Origin of the sequence: Streptomyces sp. NBC_01497 (assembly GCF_036250695.1) — a bacterium.
Lineage (GTDB): Bacteria > Actinomycetota > Actinomycetes > Streptomycetales > Streptomycetaceae > Streptomyces.
Genome location: NZ_CP109427.1, coordinates 5,776,236 through 5,791,133, shown reverse-complemented (window position 1 = coordinate 5,791,133; position 14,898 = coordinate 5,776,236). Strand labels below are relative to the sequence as shown.

The following is a 14,898-nucleotide window of genomic DNA, read 5'->3' as shown; positions in this document are numbered from 1 at the left end:
TCGAACAGGACCGCCGCGAGGGCTCCGGGAGCCGCAGGGGCGCCTGAGACCACGAGCGGACCCTCCGTGGCCGCGGCGACGACGGCCGGGGCCTCCTCGGCGCCGACGCGGCCACGCCCGCCGGGCGCGCTCCCGGTGGCCCGGAGGTCGCTCACGCGGCCTTCCCCGCCCGAGCCGGGGCGACGACGAGGACCGGACGGTTCGCCGGGGCGACCGTGGCGCGGACCCCCGGCGCGAGACCGGCCGCATCGCGCGACGCCACATCCGCCTTGACGGTCGTGCCGTCCGGCAGATCCAGCAGGATGCGGGTCACCGAGCCGAAGAAGGACGCGGCGACGACGGTCGCGGTGCCCCCCGGGTCGGGCTGCGCGGTGACGTTCTCGGGCCGGATCAGCACCTCGACCGCCCCGCCGCCGCCCACCGCGGGCGCCTCGCCGTCGACCGGCAGTGCCACGCCCAGGACCTGGACGCGGCCGGGGCCTGCCAGGACACCCGGCAGGCGGTTCATCGTGCCGACGAACTCGGCGACGAAGGCGGTCGCGGGCCGCTCGTACAGCTCCGCCGGCGTCGCGCACTGCTCCAGGCGGCCGGCGTTCAGCACGGCGACACGGTCCGCCATCGACAGGGCCTCCTCCTGGTCGTGCGTGACGAAGATCGTGGTGATGCCCAGGGACAGCTGGAGCCGCCTGATCTCCTCGCGCAGCGTGAGCCTGACCTTCGCGTCGAGCGCCGACAGCGGTTCGTCCAGCAGCAGCACGCGGGGCCGCAGCGCCAGCGCGCGGGCGAGCGCGACACGCTGCTGCTGCCCGCCGGACATCTGGTGCGGGAAGCGGTCGCCGTGCTCGGGCAGGCCGACCAGGTCAAGGAGTTCGGCGGCGCGCTCGCGCCGCTCGGCCGCGGACACCTTCCGTACGCGCAGCCCGAAGGCGACGTTGTCGCGGGCGCTGAGGTGCGGGAAGAGGCTGTACGACTGGAAGACCATGCCCGCGTCGCGCCGGTTGGCGGGCACCCGCGTGATGTCCTCGCCGTCCACCAGGACGTCACCCGCGTCGGGGTGCTCGAAACCGGCGAGCACGCGCAGGGCGGTGGTCTTGCCGCAGCCCGACGGGCCGAGCAGCGCGAGCAGTTCACCGGGCCGCGCGGTCAGGTCGAGCCCGTCGAGGGCGACGGTGGGACCGAACTCCCGGCGCAGGCCGCGGAATTCGACCAGGGCGCCGGCGGCGGCCGGGGGCCGTCCGTCCGCCGCGGGGGCGGTGGACAGGGTGGATGTGGCCATGGGAGGGACTACTCCTTGCCGGAGGGGGCGGGCAGGGGGGCGGCGGCACCGGGTGCCGGGGCCGTACGGGGGGCCGGAGCCGTGGCGGAGGCGCCGGAGGCGTCCGGGCCGGACACCCGGGAAGCGGGCCCGCCGCTCACCCCGGCGCCGCTGTCCGCGCGGGCACCGGCGCGCGACAGGACGAGCAGCAGCGCCCACGCGATCAGCAGGCTCAGCAGCGACACCGCGACGGACATCTGTGCCTGGTCGCCGGAGATGGTGACGATCCAGACCGCGAACGGCTCGTAGCCCAGCAGTGCGGCGATGGTGTACTCGCCGAGCACCAGCGCGAGCGTGAGGAAGGCGGCACCGGCCAGCGAGGACCGCAGGTTCGGCAGGATCACCCGCCAGAGCGTGTAGGGCATCGAGGCACCGCAGTTGCGGGCGGCCTCCACGAGCGTCGTGACGTCGACGGCACGCAGACCCGCGTCGAGCGAGCGGTACACGAAGGGCAGCGCCAGCACCACGTACGCGAAGACGAGCACCAGCGGGAACGACTGGTTCTGCACAGCGAGGAAGGTCTGGTACAGCGGCGTCGTGGCGAGGTGGTCGGGCCCCCACTTGAGGACGCTCTGCAACCCGCTGACCAGCGCGATCGGCGGGACCACCAGCGGCAGCATGCAGACGATCTCGACGACGGGCCGCAGCCGCGGCGCACCGAGGCGCACCGCGACCATGGCGGGCACGGCGATCAGCAGCGAGAGCACGATCGTCGCGGCGGCGAGCCCGAGCGAGAGCAGCAGGCTCCGGCCGAAGCCGTCGGCCGAGAAGATGCCGGTGTACGCGTCGAAGTTCACGCCCTGGCCGGAGACATGGACGGTGAAGACGAACGACGCGAGGAGCGGGACGAGGAAGTAGACGCCCGCAAGGCCGAGTACGGCACCGCGCCACACGCGCGGCCGCCCGCGGCGGGCCCGGGCCGGGCGCGCGGCAGGGGAACCGCCGCGCCGGGACACGTCCTTCGGGCCGGCGGGCGCGGTGTCCGCGCCGTCCGCCGTGGGGGTCAGTGCAGCCATCGGGTGCTCCGTCGCTGGAGGGGCAGGTAGACCGCCATGACGAGCCCGGCGATCACGATCATGTCCGCGCTGAGCGCGAGGGCCACGTTCTCCTGCCCGACCTGGACGTTGCCGGAGAGCGCGTCCGCGATCTTCAGCGTGACGAGCGGCACGGAGCCGCCGACCAGCGCGGCCGCGGTGGCGTACGCGGCGAACGCGGAGCCGAACAGCAGCACGAAGCCGCCGAGCAGGGTGGGCGCGAGCACCGGGATGCCGACATGACGCCAGAACTGCCCGGTGGTGGCGCCCGCGTTCTGCGCGGCCTCCCGCCACTGCGGGCGCAGCCCGTCCAGCGCGGGGACGGAGACGAGCACCATCAGCGGGATGAGGAAGTACAGGTAGATGACGACGAGACCGGGGAACGAGTAGAGGCTCCAGCCGGCCGAGCCGAGGTGTGCGATCTGGGTGACGACGCCCGAGATGCCGAGCGTGGCGACGAACGCGAACGCGAGCGGCACACCGCCGAAGTTGGCGAGCACGCCGGACGCGGTCAGCACCGACTCGCGCAGCGCGCCGCGCCGCGAGGTGACCACGGCCTGCGCGATCAGCATGCCGAGCACACAGCCGATCAGGGCGGTCAGCGCGGACAGTTCGACGCTGCCGGTCAGCGAACCGAGGTAGGCGCCGTGCAGCGACGTCGACAGGTTGGCGCCGGTCGCGTGCGTGGCGCCGCCCTGGTCGGTGGTGAGCGCCCCGTACACGACGAAGCCGACCGGCAGCCCGAAGCAGACGGCGGCGAACACGAGCAGCGGGAGGGTGCCGAGCCAGGAGCGCGACCCCCGCCGCCGACGGCGGCTGCCGTCGGCGGCGCCCGGTACGGGCTTGCCCGGCGCGGCGGGCAGGGTGTCGGACGGCATCAGGAGACGGCCTTGTCCCAGTTCTGGGCGAGGACGCCCTTGACCTTGTCAAGGTCGCTGGAGGCGGGGAAGGACGGGGTTCCGGTGACCTGCGGCAGCTTGGCGACGAACGTCTTGTCGGCGGAGCCGTCGGCGGTCATCGAGGGCAGCAGCACGGGACGCGCGTACCCCTTCAGGAACAGGTTCTGGCCGGTGGTGCTGTAGAGGAACTCCATCCACAGCCGGGCGGCCGCCGGGTGCGGCGCGTCCTTGTTGACCGCCTGCGAGTAGTACTGCGCGTACTGCCCGTCGGTGGGTACGGTGACCTTCCAGTCGACGCCCTTGGACTTGAACTCGTCGGCGTAGGAGGCGTTCAGGTAGTCCCAGTCGATGGAGATGGGCGTCTCGCCCTTCTCCACGGTGGCCGGGGTGGACTCGACGGGGATGAAGTTGCCGCTCTTCTTCAGCTTGCCGAAGTAGTCGATACCGGGCTGGATGTCGGTGAAGCCGCCCTTGTTGGCGAGGGCCGCCGCGTACACGCCGCCGAAGGCGGAACCCGACTTGTTCGGGTTGCCGTTGAGGGCGACCTGGCCCTTGTACTCGGGCTTCAGGAGGTCCGCGAAGGTGGTGGGGCAGACCTTGACGCGCTTGGCGTCGCAGCCGATGGAGATGTAGCCGCCGTAGTCGTTGTACCAGAGGCCGTTCGGGTCCTTCTGGGCCGTCGGGATCTTGTCGAAGCTCGCGACCTTGTACGGGGCGAACAGGCCCTGCGAGGCGCCGCTGCGGTCGAAGGGGATGCCCAGGTCGACCACGTCGGGGGCGCGGTCCTGGCCCTTGCGGGACGTGATCGCGCTGATCTCGTCGGCGCTCGCCGCGTCCGGCGTCTCGTCCTTGACCTTGATCTTGTACTTGGCTTCGAACTGCTTGATGATCTCGCCGTAGTTGGCCCAGTCCGGCGGCAGGGCTATCGCGTTGAGCGAGCCCTCCTTCTGAGCGGCGGCTACCAGGGCGTCCATACCGCCGAAGGCGGCGGCCGAGGTCGCGGTCGACGCCTTGACGCCGCCCGCGGACGCGGAGGTGTCCGCGGCGTTGTCCTGCTTGGCACCGCACGCGGTGAGCGCGGTGAGGGCTGCGGTGCTGAGCGCCACGGCGGCGATGAGCCGGCGGTGGTCGCGCACACGGATTCGGGTCACGCTGTGTCTCCCGTAGGGCATGGGGATGGAAGGCCTGTCCGGGCCTCACGGCCCCACTTGTTCAGACAAGCTGGAATCAGTTCGCCCGGTCGCGGTGACCGGGGAATGAACGGGGCATGGCCTCTCGCGGTCAACGCACGGAAGACGGGACGGACGACACAACGACCGACATATCCGTGCTTGGCCTACCTGACATCCCGACAGAAGGGGACACCGGGACGGCGTCACCGCTGAACCCGGGTGCGGTTAGAGTTAAGGACCCGGTACGTGGTGGGTACCCGTATCTGTGTACAGCCGACCATGGACCATCCGTACGGCCGAGGGGGACGCGTGAGCGGTTCGCGCTACGTGGAGATAGCGGAGGCGCTGCGGCAGTCGATCCTCGAAGGGGAGTACCCGGTGGGCGGGCTGCTGCCCTCGGAGAGCGACCTCGCCGAGCGGTGGGGAGCCTCCCGGGGCACGGTGCGCCAGGCGGTGGGCCTGCTCGCCTCCGAAGGGCTGATCGGTTCGCGGCAGGGCGCGCGCCGGGTGGTGCTCCGCCAGGAACGGCGGCACAGCTTCGCGCAGTTGAACAGTTTCGCGCAATGGGCGCAGGCCATGGGGTGCGAGGTGTCGAGCCGCATCCTCGACCGCGCGACGCGGCGCCCGAGCGCCGAGGAGGCGTCCCGGCTCGGGGTGGCACAGGACAGCGACGTCCTGTGCGTCCTGCGGCTGCGGCACCTGGACGGCGAACCCGTGCTGGTGGAGCGCACCGCCTACACCGACTGGGTCGCGCCGGCCGTGCTCGGCCTGCCCGTGGACTGCGTCTCGATCATGAACAGCATCGCCGAGGAGGCGGGCATCGTGGCGCACTACGGCGAGCACCTGATCGACGCGGTCGCCGCGGGCAGCCAGGACGCGCGCCTGCTGGGCGTACGCCGGGGCAGTCCGCTGCTGCGGCAGCGCTACCTCACATACACGGCGGCGGGGCGTCCCATCGAGTGGACGGACGGCCGCTACCTGCCGGGGAGTGTCGCCTTCGCCGTGAGCAACTCGGCGGCGGCGACTCCGCTGGAACGGCACGCCGGCCCGTCCGTGACCCCGCACCCGGCACGGACGCCCTGAGTCATGACCGGGGGGCCGGTGCGGTCCCCCGGCACCCGGGCGTCACGGCGCCTTCGGGGGCGGGGTCCCTCCTGGCCGGCTGTGCGCTTCGTCGGTGCGTCCTGCCGGATCGGCGGGATCGGCCGGATCGGCGGGATCGGCCGGATCGGCGGGATCAGCCGGATCCGTTGCCGCGAGTGCGGCGAGCAGGCGCAGCTTCTCGTCGCTGTCGCTGCCCTTGTCGGGGTAGTACACGACGAGGATGACGTCGTCGACGGGGAGTTTGTCGCGGTGGAGCCGCAGGTCACCGACGACGGGGTGGTGGACGGTGGCCGTGCCTCCGTCGAGGTCGCGGACATCGTGCCGGGCCCACAGCGTGCGGAACCGTCCGCTGGCGAGGGCGAGCTCCCCGACGATCTCGACGAACCGGGGGTCGTCGGTGTCGTCCCCGATGCTCGTGCGCAGCGCGGCGACGAAGCCCGCGGCGGCTCTGGGCCAGTCCTGCTGGAAGGCCTGTTCCTCGGGATCGAGGAAGAGCGAACGCATCCGGTTGTGGCCGGGGCGCAGACGCGGGGAGAGCGCGACGGCCGGCGGGTTGGAGGCCAGGACGTCGAACGCGCGGCCCTCGACGAACGCGGGGATCTGCAGCTGGGCGAGGAGCTGGTGCACCCGGTCCGGCACCTGCTCGGGCCGCTTGCGTCGCGGCGCCCTGGGGCGTGCCGCCGTGAGGCCGAGCAGGTACGTCCGCTCGACGTCGTCGAGACGCAGGACGCGCGCGAGTGACGCGAGCACCTGGAGCGAGGGGTTCTTGTCGCGGCCCCGCTCCAGGCGCAGGTAGTAATCGGGGCTGATGCCGGCCAGCAGGGCGACTTCCTCACGGCGCAGGCCGGGCACGCGGCGGTTGGCGCCGGGCGGGAGCCCCGCCGCCTCCGGGGAGACCAGCTCCCGCCGGGCGCGGAGGTAGCCGCCGAGCCGGCTGCCGGGATCCTCATGCTTCATCCGTCCACGGTAGTGCGGCACGCGCCCCGGAGAGGGGGCCCTGACAGGACCAGGGAATCAGGGGGCCTCACCCCGTCCGGCGGGCACCGTCGAGACTTTCGGCATCGCCGTTCGAGAAGGACCGCGATCGTCTGCGCCGGGGACGCGCTCCTGAACGCCGCCGGCGCACACCACCGAAGGGAAGACCCGTGGATCTCTCCAACCGCACCGTCCTCGTCGTCGGGGGTACGTCCGGCATCGGCCGGGAGCTGGCCCGGCGGTTCGCCGCGGCGGGCAGCACCGTGGCCGTCGGCGGCCGCAACGAGGAAGCACTGTCGCATCTCACCGACGAAGGCATCGGCGCCTTCCCCATCGACGTCGCCGACGGTGCCTCCGTCGCACGGGCCCGTGACGCCGTCCTCGCCCGGTATCCCGCACTGGACACGGTGGTGACCATGTCGGGCGTCATGCTCCTGGAAGACCTGCGCGACCCGGCGCACTTCGAGGCGGCACGCACGACGATCGAGACCAACCTGCTCGGCACCATCCGGGTCATCGACGCGTTCACACCGCACCTGGTCGGGCGCGGCGCGGGCGACTTCGTGACCGTCACCTCGGGCATCGCCTTCCTGCCGTTCCCGCCCATGCCCACCTACGCCGCGTCGAAAGCCGCGGTGCACGCCTACTCCGAGGCGCTGCGCGCACAGCTCGACGGCACCGGTGTCGGAGTCGTCGAACTCGTCCCGCCGGCCGTCGCGACGGCGGGCCCGGACGGGGTGAACCCGCAGGGACTGCCGCTCGACGACTTCGCCGGCGAGACCATGCGGCTGCTCGCGCAGGAACCCACCCCCGACGAGATCCTCGTCGAGGGGGTCCTCATGCACCGCTGGGCCGAGCGGGACGGCACCTACGCCGGCCTGGTCGCGCAGCGCTCCCGGGCCCTTGCCATGCTGCCCGGCCGCCAGGGCTGACCGCGTCCCCGGACGGGGGCAGGGCGGCGTCCCGGGCTCAACCGCCGCTCTGCGCGCCCCGGCCCCCGCCCGCGCCTTCGTCACCGGACTCGGCGTCGCCGGCGTCCCCGTCCGCCCGGTCGCCGCGCGCCCTGCGGACCGCCTCGTCGCTCTCGTCCAGTTCCCGCCGCCACGCCATGGCGCGCGCGTCCCTGCGCCCGGCCACGGCGCCCGCGGCAGCCGTCCTGGCCGCGCGGTCCGGCCAGGAGCCGAGCGCGACTCCCGTGCCGAGCACGGCCATCAGCACCGTGATGACCAGGGTGGACAGGTTGTGGCGGGCGAGGTCCAGAACGTTCTGGCCGACGGCGCCGAGCGCCTGCGCGTCCTCCGGGTCGGCGGGGTCGTACACGACGGTCGTCGCGATCGCCGCCTCGTCGTTCAGCTTGCCCCGCGGCACGTACAGGGAGGACGCGACGGACTTCTCGCCCACCAGCCACGGCACCTTCCGTGTGTCGGTGAAGTCCAGCCGGACCGCGGACGTTCCGCAGGAGTACGACCGGCCGCTGCCGCCGCAGTGCGTCATGACACGGGCCTCACCCGGCACGCGCGTGCCGTGCGTGCGCAGGTCGGCGAGCTCGGCGCGCCCCTGGACCACCATCTTGATCTGCCCGGCGAGCGAGAGCGCACCGAGCACCGCGACGACACACGCCAGTACGGGCTTCCACCACAGCCGGACCCGTTCCACGGCACCCCTCCCCCTCGACGCGACCACGCTAGCGCAGCACGGGAACAGCCCGCTCCCGGCCCCGCGCCGCTTCCCGCGCGCCCGGCGGGGCCAGGCGCGGGGCCGTCAGCGGGCGGGGCCGTCAGCGGGCGGGGTCGTGCAGGGCGCGGTCGGGCGCGCCGAACCGCCCGGCCGCGTTGGCCGCCTGGTGCCAGTGGGGGTAGATCAGGCCGGGCGCCCTGACCTTGTCGAGCCGGTCGACGTCCTCGGACGACAGGGCGAGTTGCGCCGCGCCCAGGTTGTCGGCCAGCTGCTCGTCCCTGCGCGCTCCGACGACGAGAGAGGTGACCGCGGGCTTCGCGAGCAGGTACGCGAGGGAGACCTGCGCGGGCGAGGCGCCGTGGGCGGACGCGATGTCGACGACCGTCTCGACGGTGTCGTACAGCTTCTCCTCGTCGCGTACGGGCGGCTCGCTCCACTCGGTGAGGTGGCGGCCCTCGCTCGCCTGCCCGCCCCGCCGGTACTTGCCGGACAGCAGCCCGCCCGCGAGCGGGCTCCACACCAGGACGCCGAGCCCCTGGTCGAGCGAGAGCGGGACGAGTCCGTACTCGGCGTCCCGCGAGCGTGCACGTGGTAGCTGTCCAGGTGGTCCGTGCCGAGGCGGCGCAGGCTCCGTTCGACCTGATCCAGGATGTGCCCCCGGGACAGGCCCTCGTCGTTCGGGCCCTCCCCCACCCTCATCCGTACCTTGTCGGAGATGAGCACCCGGTCGCGCCGGCCGGCGAGGGCCTCGCCGACGATCTCCTCGGACGCCCCCGACGAGTACATGTTGGCGGTGTCGATCAGGTTCACGCCGGCGTCCAGGCACATGTCGATCTGCCGCTTGGCGCCTGCCACGTCCGTGTTGCCGATGGCGCCGAACTGGTCCTGCCGCCGAACGTCATGGTGCCCATGGAGAGCACGGAGACGCGCAGGCCGGATCGTCCGAGTTGCCGGTACTCCATCGTGGTCCCTCCCGGTCGCGGAACGCCGGGAGTGGACCGGCGTACCGGGCGCCTACCACGCGAGGGGGCGCCGAACCGTCACCCGGTGCCGCGTCTTCCTCCGACGGGACGCGGGCCCCGTCTTCGTCCGGCGGGACGCGGGCCCCGTCCGTATCCCGGCGGGACCCGCGGGCGCTCTCAGCCGCCGGACGTGTCGAGTTCCGCGCCCGCGTCGATCCCGGCGCAGTCGTAGGGGTCCTTCAGCCAGCCGTCCGGGAGCACCACGCGGTTGTTGCCCGACGTCCGTCCGCGCGGGCCGTCGGCCCCGGCCGGCCAGGGCTGGTCGAGGTCGAGGCCCGCCAGCAGTTCGTCGAGCTGGGCGAGGGACGACGTCACCGCGAGCTGCCTGCGCAGCTCGGAGCCGACCGCGAAGCCCTTCAGGTACCAGGCGACATGCTTGCGGAAGTCGATCACGCCACGCGTCTCGTCGCCGAGCCACTCCCCGAGCAGCTGCGCGTGCCGGTGCATGACGGCCGCGACCTGGCGCAGGGCGGGGCGCGTCATCTCGCCGGTGCCTTCGAACGCGGCGACCAGGTCCGCGAACAGCCAGGGCCGTCCGAGGCAGCCGCGGCCGACCACGACGCCGTCGCAGCCCGTCTCGCGCACCATGCGCAGCGCGTCCTCGGCCGACCAGATGTCGCCGTTGCCGAGTACGGGGATCTCCGGCACGTGCTCCTTGAGACGGGCGATCGCGTCCCAGTCGGCCGTGCCTCCGTAGTGCTCCGCCGCGGTCCTGCCGTGCAGGGCTATCGCGGTGATGCCCTCGTCGACGGCGATCCGGCCGGCGTCCAGGCTCGTGAGGTGGTCCGCGTCGATGCCCTTGCGCATCTTCATCGTGACGGGCAGCGCGCCCGCGTTGGACACCGCCTCGTGCAGGATCGCGCGCAGCAGCGGCCGCTTGTACGGGAGGGCCGAGCCGCCGCCCTTGCGGGTGACCTTGGGCACAGGGCAGCCGAAGTTGAGGTCGATGTGGTCGGCGAGGTCCTCGTCGACGATCATCCGCACCGCCCTGCCGACGGTGGCCGGGTCGACGCCGTACAGCTGGATCGAGCGGGGCGTCTCGCCCGGGTCGAACCGGATCAGCTGCATGGTCTTCTCGTTGCGCTCGACCAGTGCGCGTGTGGTGATCATCTCACTGACGAAGAGGCCCTTGCCGCCCGCGAACTCCCGGCACAGCGTGCGGAAGGGCGCGTTCGTGATTCCGGCCATCGGCGCCAGAACCACGGGAGGCCTTACGGCATACGGCCCGACGGACAGCTGTGCGGCCGCCCTCTCGGCGGGCGTGGTCGCGGTGAGGGTCTCGGTGGTCATGGCCCCATTGTCGCGTATCGCGCGGGGTGCCCCGCGCGAACCAGGTGCGTCGTACATGAAGGTCATTAGTTTTGCGTACTATCGATGTATGCCCGAGCTCAGCCATCGCAGGCGGATGCTGGTGCTGGCGATCTGCTGCATGAGTCTGCTGATCGTCAGCCTCGACAACACCGTCCTCAACGTCGCCCTGCCCTCCATGCAGAGGGAACTGCACGCCAGCCTCTCCGGGCTGCAGTGGACCATCGACGCGTACACCCTCGTCCTCGCCTCGCTGCTGATGCTCTCGGGCTCCACCGCCGACCGGATCGGCCGCCGCCGCGTCTTCAAGACCGGCCTGGTGATATTCACCCTCGGCTCGGCGCTCTGTTCCGTGGCGCCCAATCTTCAGACGCTGGTCATCTTCCGGATGATGCAGGCCATCGGCGGTTCGATGCTCAACCCGGTCGCCATGTCGATCATCACGAACACCTTCACCGATCCGAAGGAGCGCGCCCGCGCCATCGGCGTGTGGGGCGGCGTCGTCGGGCTCTCCATGGCGGCGGGACCGCTGATCGGCGGGCTGCTGGTGGACTCCGTCGGCTGGCGCTCGATCTTCTGGGTCAACCTGCCGATCGGCGTGGCCGCGCTCATCCTGACCTGGAAGTTCGTGCCCGAGTCGCGGGCCGGGAAGGCCCGCAGGCCCGACCCCGTCGGCCAGTTGCTGGTCATCGGCGTGCTGGCCGGTGTGACGTCGACGATCATCGAGGTCCCCTCGGCGGGCTGGACGTCACCGCTGATCCTCGCGCTGATCTGCCTGGCCGTTCTCTGCCTCGTGGCCCTCCTCGTCTACGAGCCCCGGCGCCCGGAACCCCTGATCGACCTGCGGTTCTTCCGCAGCGCCCCGTTCAGCGGCGCGACGGCGATCGCGGTGTGCGCCTTCGCCGCGCTCGGCGGCTTCCTCTTCGTGAACACCCTGTACCTCCAGGAGGTACGGAACCTGAGCGCCCTGCACGCCGGCCTCTACCTGCTGCCGATGGCGGCCATGACGGGCATTTGCGCGCCGCTCTCCGGCCGGGTCGTGGGCAGCCGGGGCCCGCGCCCCTCGCTGATCATCGCGGGGGTGGGGATGACGGTGAGCGGGGTGCTGTTCGCGGTGCTGGACGCGGAGGCGCACACACCGCTGCTGCTGCTCGGCTACGTCCTCTTCGGCTTCGGGTTCGGCTGGGTGAACGCGCCCATCACCAACACCGCGGTCTCCGGCATGCCCCGCTCCCAGGCGGGGGTGGCCGCCGCCGTCGCCTCCACCAGCCGCCAGATCGGCTCCACCCTGGGCGTGGCCGTGCTCGGCGCCGTGCTCGCGGGCGGCGTCGCCGCCTCCTCGGGCCACGGCAAGGCACCGGCGTCGTACATCCACGACTTCACGGACGCCGCCCGCCCGGCCTGGTGGATCCTGACGGCCTGCGGCCTGGCCGTCCTGGTCCTCGGCATCGTCACCAGCGGCGACTGGGCGCGGCGCAGCGCGCAGCGCGCGGCGGCCCGCTTCGAGCAGGACGCACCGCCCGCGTCGGCCGCGGCGGGCACGGGCTCCTCCCGCGCCCTGTGACGGCCCTCGCCCGGCCCCGCTCCGGGCGCCCGCGCGACCTGCCCTCAGCGGTGGACCGCTCGAAGGGTGGCCCCGCTCAGACCTTCACGAGTGGCCGCGCCTCGCGCGCCGCCGCGTCCCGGCCCGCGGCCCGCCTGCTCGCCCGCAGGTCCCGGGCGTACGCGTGCAGCCGCACCAGCCGCTCGCGGCTCTCCTCGTCCGCCGGTACGTAACTGATCAGGGCGGGCCCGCTCTTGGGCCCCAGCCACAGCGGCGTCTGCTCCAGCCGCAGCCGCCCCACGACCGCGTTGTCGAAGCGCTTGCTGAGGCCGCCGTTCGATTCGACCTCGTGCCGGTCCCATGCCTCGCGGAACTCCGCGGACGCGGTGCGCAGCCGCGACAGCAGGGCCTTCCACGCCGGGTCGTTCAGGTGCTCCGCCATGGACGCGCGGAACTTCGCCGCCATGGCCCGCTGCGCCCCCACCCGGTCGGCGAGCGAGGCGCGCCAGTCGTCGTCGGTGAAGGCGAGCCAGAGGCAGTTGCGGTCCTCCGGGGCCAGCGCGTCCAGGTCGCGCAGCAGCACGCCGTACGTGCTGTTGTAGGCGAGCAGGTCGTACCGGCTGTTCTGCACGGCGGCGGGGAACGGCTCCAGTTGCTCCAGCATGCCGCGCAGCGCGGGCGTCACCTGCGGGCACGGCGTCGTCGGGTCGGGGTCCACCGCGCCGCCCAGCGCGAACAGGTGCCCGCGCTCCACCGGGTCGAGCAGCAGGGCACGGGCCAGCGCGTCCAGCACCTGCGCGGACACCTGGATCTCGCGTGCCTGCTCCAGCCACGTGTACCAGGTCACGCCGACCGCCGACAGGTGCGCGACCTCCTCGCGGCGCAGTCCTGGGGTGCGTCTGCGGGCCCCGCGCGGCAGGCCGACCTGCTCGGGGCCGATGCGCTCGCGCCGGCTGCGCAGGAACTCGGCCAGCTCCTGGCGCCGGACGTCCGGCGACTCGTGTCCGTTCCCGCCGCGCGCCGGTGCGGTCGTGGTCGTCGTGGTCGTCGTCATAGAGTGCAGTCTCCCCCCTGGCTCACCCTGTTACCAGGTAGTTCTTGTACCAGGATGAAGAGACTCTGGTACCTGTCTGCGCAGTGGGCGATCGTCAATGCCATGACCAAGGCATCCACCTCCGCCGTCACCGCGAAGGCCACCACCGTCGGACCGGCGGGAAAGGCCGCCCCCGGCACCACCGGCGCGCACGCCGCCCCCGGCGGGCCGGGCGACAACGGCGCGGTCGTCCACCGGCACGGCGCCGTCCTCGGCTCGCTGGGCCTGTTCACGGTGCTGCTCGGCGCCGCGCTCCCCCTCATCGACTTCTTCATCGTCAACGTGGCCCTGCCCACCATCGAGCACGACCTCGGCGCGAGCGCCGCGCTCCTGGAACTCGTCGTCGCCGGGTACGGGCTCAGCTACGCGGTCCTGCTCGTCCTCGGAGGCCGGCTCGGCGACATGTTCGGCCGCCGCAGGCTGTTCATCGCCGGCATGGCGGCCTTCGGCCTCACCTCGCTCGCGTGCGGCCTCGCACCCGACGCCTGGTCCCTCGTCGGCGCGCGGGTCGCGCAGGGCGCCGCGTCGGCGCTGATGCTCCCGCAGGTCCTCGCCACCATCCACTCCTCCACGACCGGCCACCGCCGGGCCCGCGCGCTGTCCATGTACGGCGCGACGGCGGGCCTCGCCATGGTCGCGGGACAGATACTCGGCGGCGTGCTCGTCGCGGCCGACATCGGCGGTTCCGGCTGGCGCGCGATCTTCCTGGTGAACGTGCCGGTCGCCGTCGTGGGCCTGTTCCTCGCCGTCCGCACCGTGCCGGAGACCCGCTCGCAGGCGCCCGCGCCGATCGACGTGCCCGGCACGCTGCTGCTGGCCGCCTCCCTGACCTCGCTGCTCGCCCCGCTCACCGAGGGCCGGGCCGCGGGCTGGCCGCTGTGGACCTGGCTGTCGCTGGCCGCGTTCCCGTTCCTCGCCGGCGCGCTGTACGCGGTGGAGCGGCGCGCCGACCGGGACGGCCGGACCCCGCTGGTGCCGCCCAGCCTGTTCCACCAGGTGTCGCTGCGGCGGGGGCTGATCCTCGTCGTGCCGTTCTCCATCGGCTTCGGCGGCTTCATGTTCGTCTTCGCCGTCGCCCTCCAGCAGGGCCTCGGGATGGGCGCCGTCGCGGCGGGGGTCGCGCTGGTACCGCTGGCGGTGGCGTTCTTCGCCGCGTCGCTCGCCGGCCCCCGGCTGATCCGCCGGTACGGCAGCCGCGTCGTGCCCGCGGGCGCCGTCCTGCAGGGCCTGGGCCTCGCGCTCATCGCGTTCGCGGTGTGGCGGGACTGGCCCTCGCTCGGCACGCTCGCGCTGCTGCCGGGCACCGCGCTGGCCGGTCTCGGCCAGGGCCTCCAACTGCCGGTGCTGTTCAGGATCGTGCTCTCCGACGTCCCGGCGGAACGGGCGGGCGTGGGCAGCGGTGTGATGGTCACGACCCAGCAGTCGGCGCTGGCGCTCGGGGTGGCCACGCTCGGCTCGCTGTTCCTGACGCTGTCCGGCACCGGCGCGGCGCACATGGGCCATGCGCTGATCGTGACGCTGCTGACGCAGTTGGGGCTGGTGGTGCTGACGGCGGTGCTCGGGCTGCGGCTGCGGCGCCAGGTCTCCTGAGCGCCGGGCCTCCTCGGCCGGCTCCCCCGCTCCGTGAGCGCCCGGCTCCTTGGGCGCCGGGCCTCCTTGGGCGCCGGGCCTCCTTGGGCGCCGGGCCGCCTGGCAGCACGGGGCCGGGATCGCGTACGTTCGCGATCCCGGCCCCGTCGTCCTCTGCGCGCCGTGC

At 73.1% G+C, this 14,898-nt stretch carries 13 protein-coding genes and 1 pseudogene; 4 read left to right on the top strand and 10 right to left on the bottom strand.

Annotated features, from left to right (window positions below):
- Positions 1–151: 151 nt before the first annotated feature.
- Genes OG310_RS24355 through OG310_RS24340 form a run of 4 tightly spaced genes read right to left on the bottom strand, consistent with a single transcriptional unit; the run spans position 152 to position 4,390 of the window.
- Positions 152–1,276, bottom strand: a complete 1,125-nt coding sequence (locus OG310_RS24355) for an ABC transporter ATP-binding protein (RefSeq protein ID WP_329457995.1) — start codon at positions 1,274–1,276, stop codon at positions 152–154.
- 8 nt (positions 1,277–1,284) lie between these two features.
- Positions 1,285–2,331 (bottom strand): ABC transporter permease, encoded by a 1,047-nt coding sequence (locus tag OG310_RS24350; RefSeq protein WP_329457994.1) that lies wholly within the window; start codon positions 2,329–2,331, stop codon positions 1,285–1,287.
- Positions 2,319–3,227 carry an ABC transporter permease gene (locus OG310_RS24345; RefSeq protein ID WP_329457993.1) on the bottom strand — a complete coding sequence of 303 codons (909 nt, stop codon included), beginning with the start codon at positions 3,225–3,227 and terminating at the stop codon, positions 2,319–2,321. The genes OG310_RS24350 and OG310_RS24345 overlap by 13 nt, the downstream gene beginning before the upstream one ends.
- On the bottom strand, positions 3,227–4,390 hold the full coding sequence (locus tag OG310_RS24340; RefSeq protein ID WP_443078891.1) for an ABC transporter substrate-binding protein: 1,164 nt from the start codon (positions 4,388–4,390) through the stop codon (positions 3,227–3,229). Before OG310_RS24340 ends, OG310_RS24345 begins: the two co-directional genes overlap by 1 nt.
- Before the next feature lie 309 nt (positions 4,391–4,699).
- Here OG310_RS24340 and OG310_RS24335 point away from each other — a divergent pair, with 309 nt between their 5' ends.
- Entirely contained in the window at positions 4,700–5,503 is an 804-nt protein-coding gene (locus OG310_RS24335; protein ID WP_443078890.1) for a GntR family transcriptional regulator, read from the top strand.
- A gap of 42 nt (positions 5,504–5,545) precedes the next feature.
- Here the strand turns inward: OG310_RS24335 and OG310_RS24330 are convergent, their stop codons facing one another.
- Positions 5,546–6,481, bottom strand: a complete 936-nt coding sequence (locus OG310_RS24330) for a helix-turn-helix transcriptional regulator (protein WP_329457990.1) — start codon at positions 6,479–6,481, stop codon at positions 5,546–5,548.
- A gap of 188 nt (positions 6,482–6,669) precedes the next feature.
- Here OG310_RS24330 and OG310_RS24325 point away from each other — a divergent pair, with 188 nt between their 5' ends.
- Positions 6,670–7,431, top strand: a complete 762-nt coding sequence (locus tag OG310_RS24325; RefSeq protein ID WP_329457989.1) for an SDR family oxidoreductase — start codon at positions 6,670–6,672, stop codon at positions 7,429–7,431.
- A gap of 37 nt (positions 7,432–7,468) precedes the next feature.
- On the opposite strand, the gene OG310_RS24320 is transcribed toward OG310_RS24325, so the two are convergent.
- The 4 genes and pseudogenes from OG310_RS24320 to dusB all read right to left on the bottom strand — a co-directional run bounded on the left by OG310_RS24320 (position 7,469) and on the right by dusB (position 10,488).
- Complete coding sequence (locus OG310_RS24320) at positions 7,469–8,155, bottom strand: hypothetical protein (RefSeq protein ID WP_329457988.1); 687 nt, start codon at positions 8,153–8,155, stop codon at positions 7,469–7,471.
- A 121-nt stretch (positions 8,156–8,276) separates the two neighbouring features.
- A complete protein-coding gene (locus tag OG310_RS24315; protein WP_329457987.1) occupies positions 8,277–8,696 on the bottom strand; it encodes an aldo/keto reductase in 420 nt (139 codons plus the stop codon).
- Positions 8,697–8,815: 119 nt separating this feature from the next.
- A pseudogene (locus OG310_RS24310) lies at positions 8,816–9,004 on the bottom strand (aldo/keto reductase); the annotation flags it as partial.
- A 311-nt stretch (positions 9,005–9,315) separates the two neighbouring features.
- On the bottom strand, positions 9,316–10,488 hold the full coding sequence (gene dusB / locus OG310_RS24305) for a tRNA dihydrouridine synthase DusB (RefSeq protein WP_329457986.1): 1,173 nt from the start codon (positions 10,486–10,488) through the stop codon (positions 9,316–9,318).
- Between the two features lie 88 nt (positions 10,489–10,576).
- Between dusB and OG310_RS24300 the strand changes: the two genes are divergently transcribed.
- Positions 10,577–12,070: an MFS transporter gene (locus tag OG310_RS24300; RefSeq protein WP_329457985.1), complete on the top strand. Its 1,494-nt coding sequence runs from the start codon at positions 10,577–10,579 to the stop codon at positions 12,068–12,070.
- 76 nt (positions 12,071–12,146) lie between these two features.
- On the opposite strand, the gene OG310_RS24295 is transcribed toward OG310_RS24300, so the two are convergent.
- Positions 12,147–13,103: an MmyB family transcriptional regulator gene (locus OG310_RS24295; RefSeq protein WP_329457984.1), complete on the bottom strand. Its 957-nt coding sequence runs from the start codon at positions 13,101–13,103 to the stop codon at positions 12,147–12,149.
- Positions 13,104–13,205: 102 nt separating this feature from the next.
- Here OG310_RS24295 and OG310_RS24290 point away from each other — a divergent pair, with 102 nt between their 5' ends.
- Positions 13,206–14,732, top strand: coding sequence for an MFS transporter (locus OG310_RS24290; protein WP_329457983.1), 1,527 nt, complete (start codon positions 13,206–13,208; stop codon positions 14,730–14,732).
- The last annotated feature ends 166 nt before the right edge of the window (positions 14,733–14,898 follow it).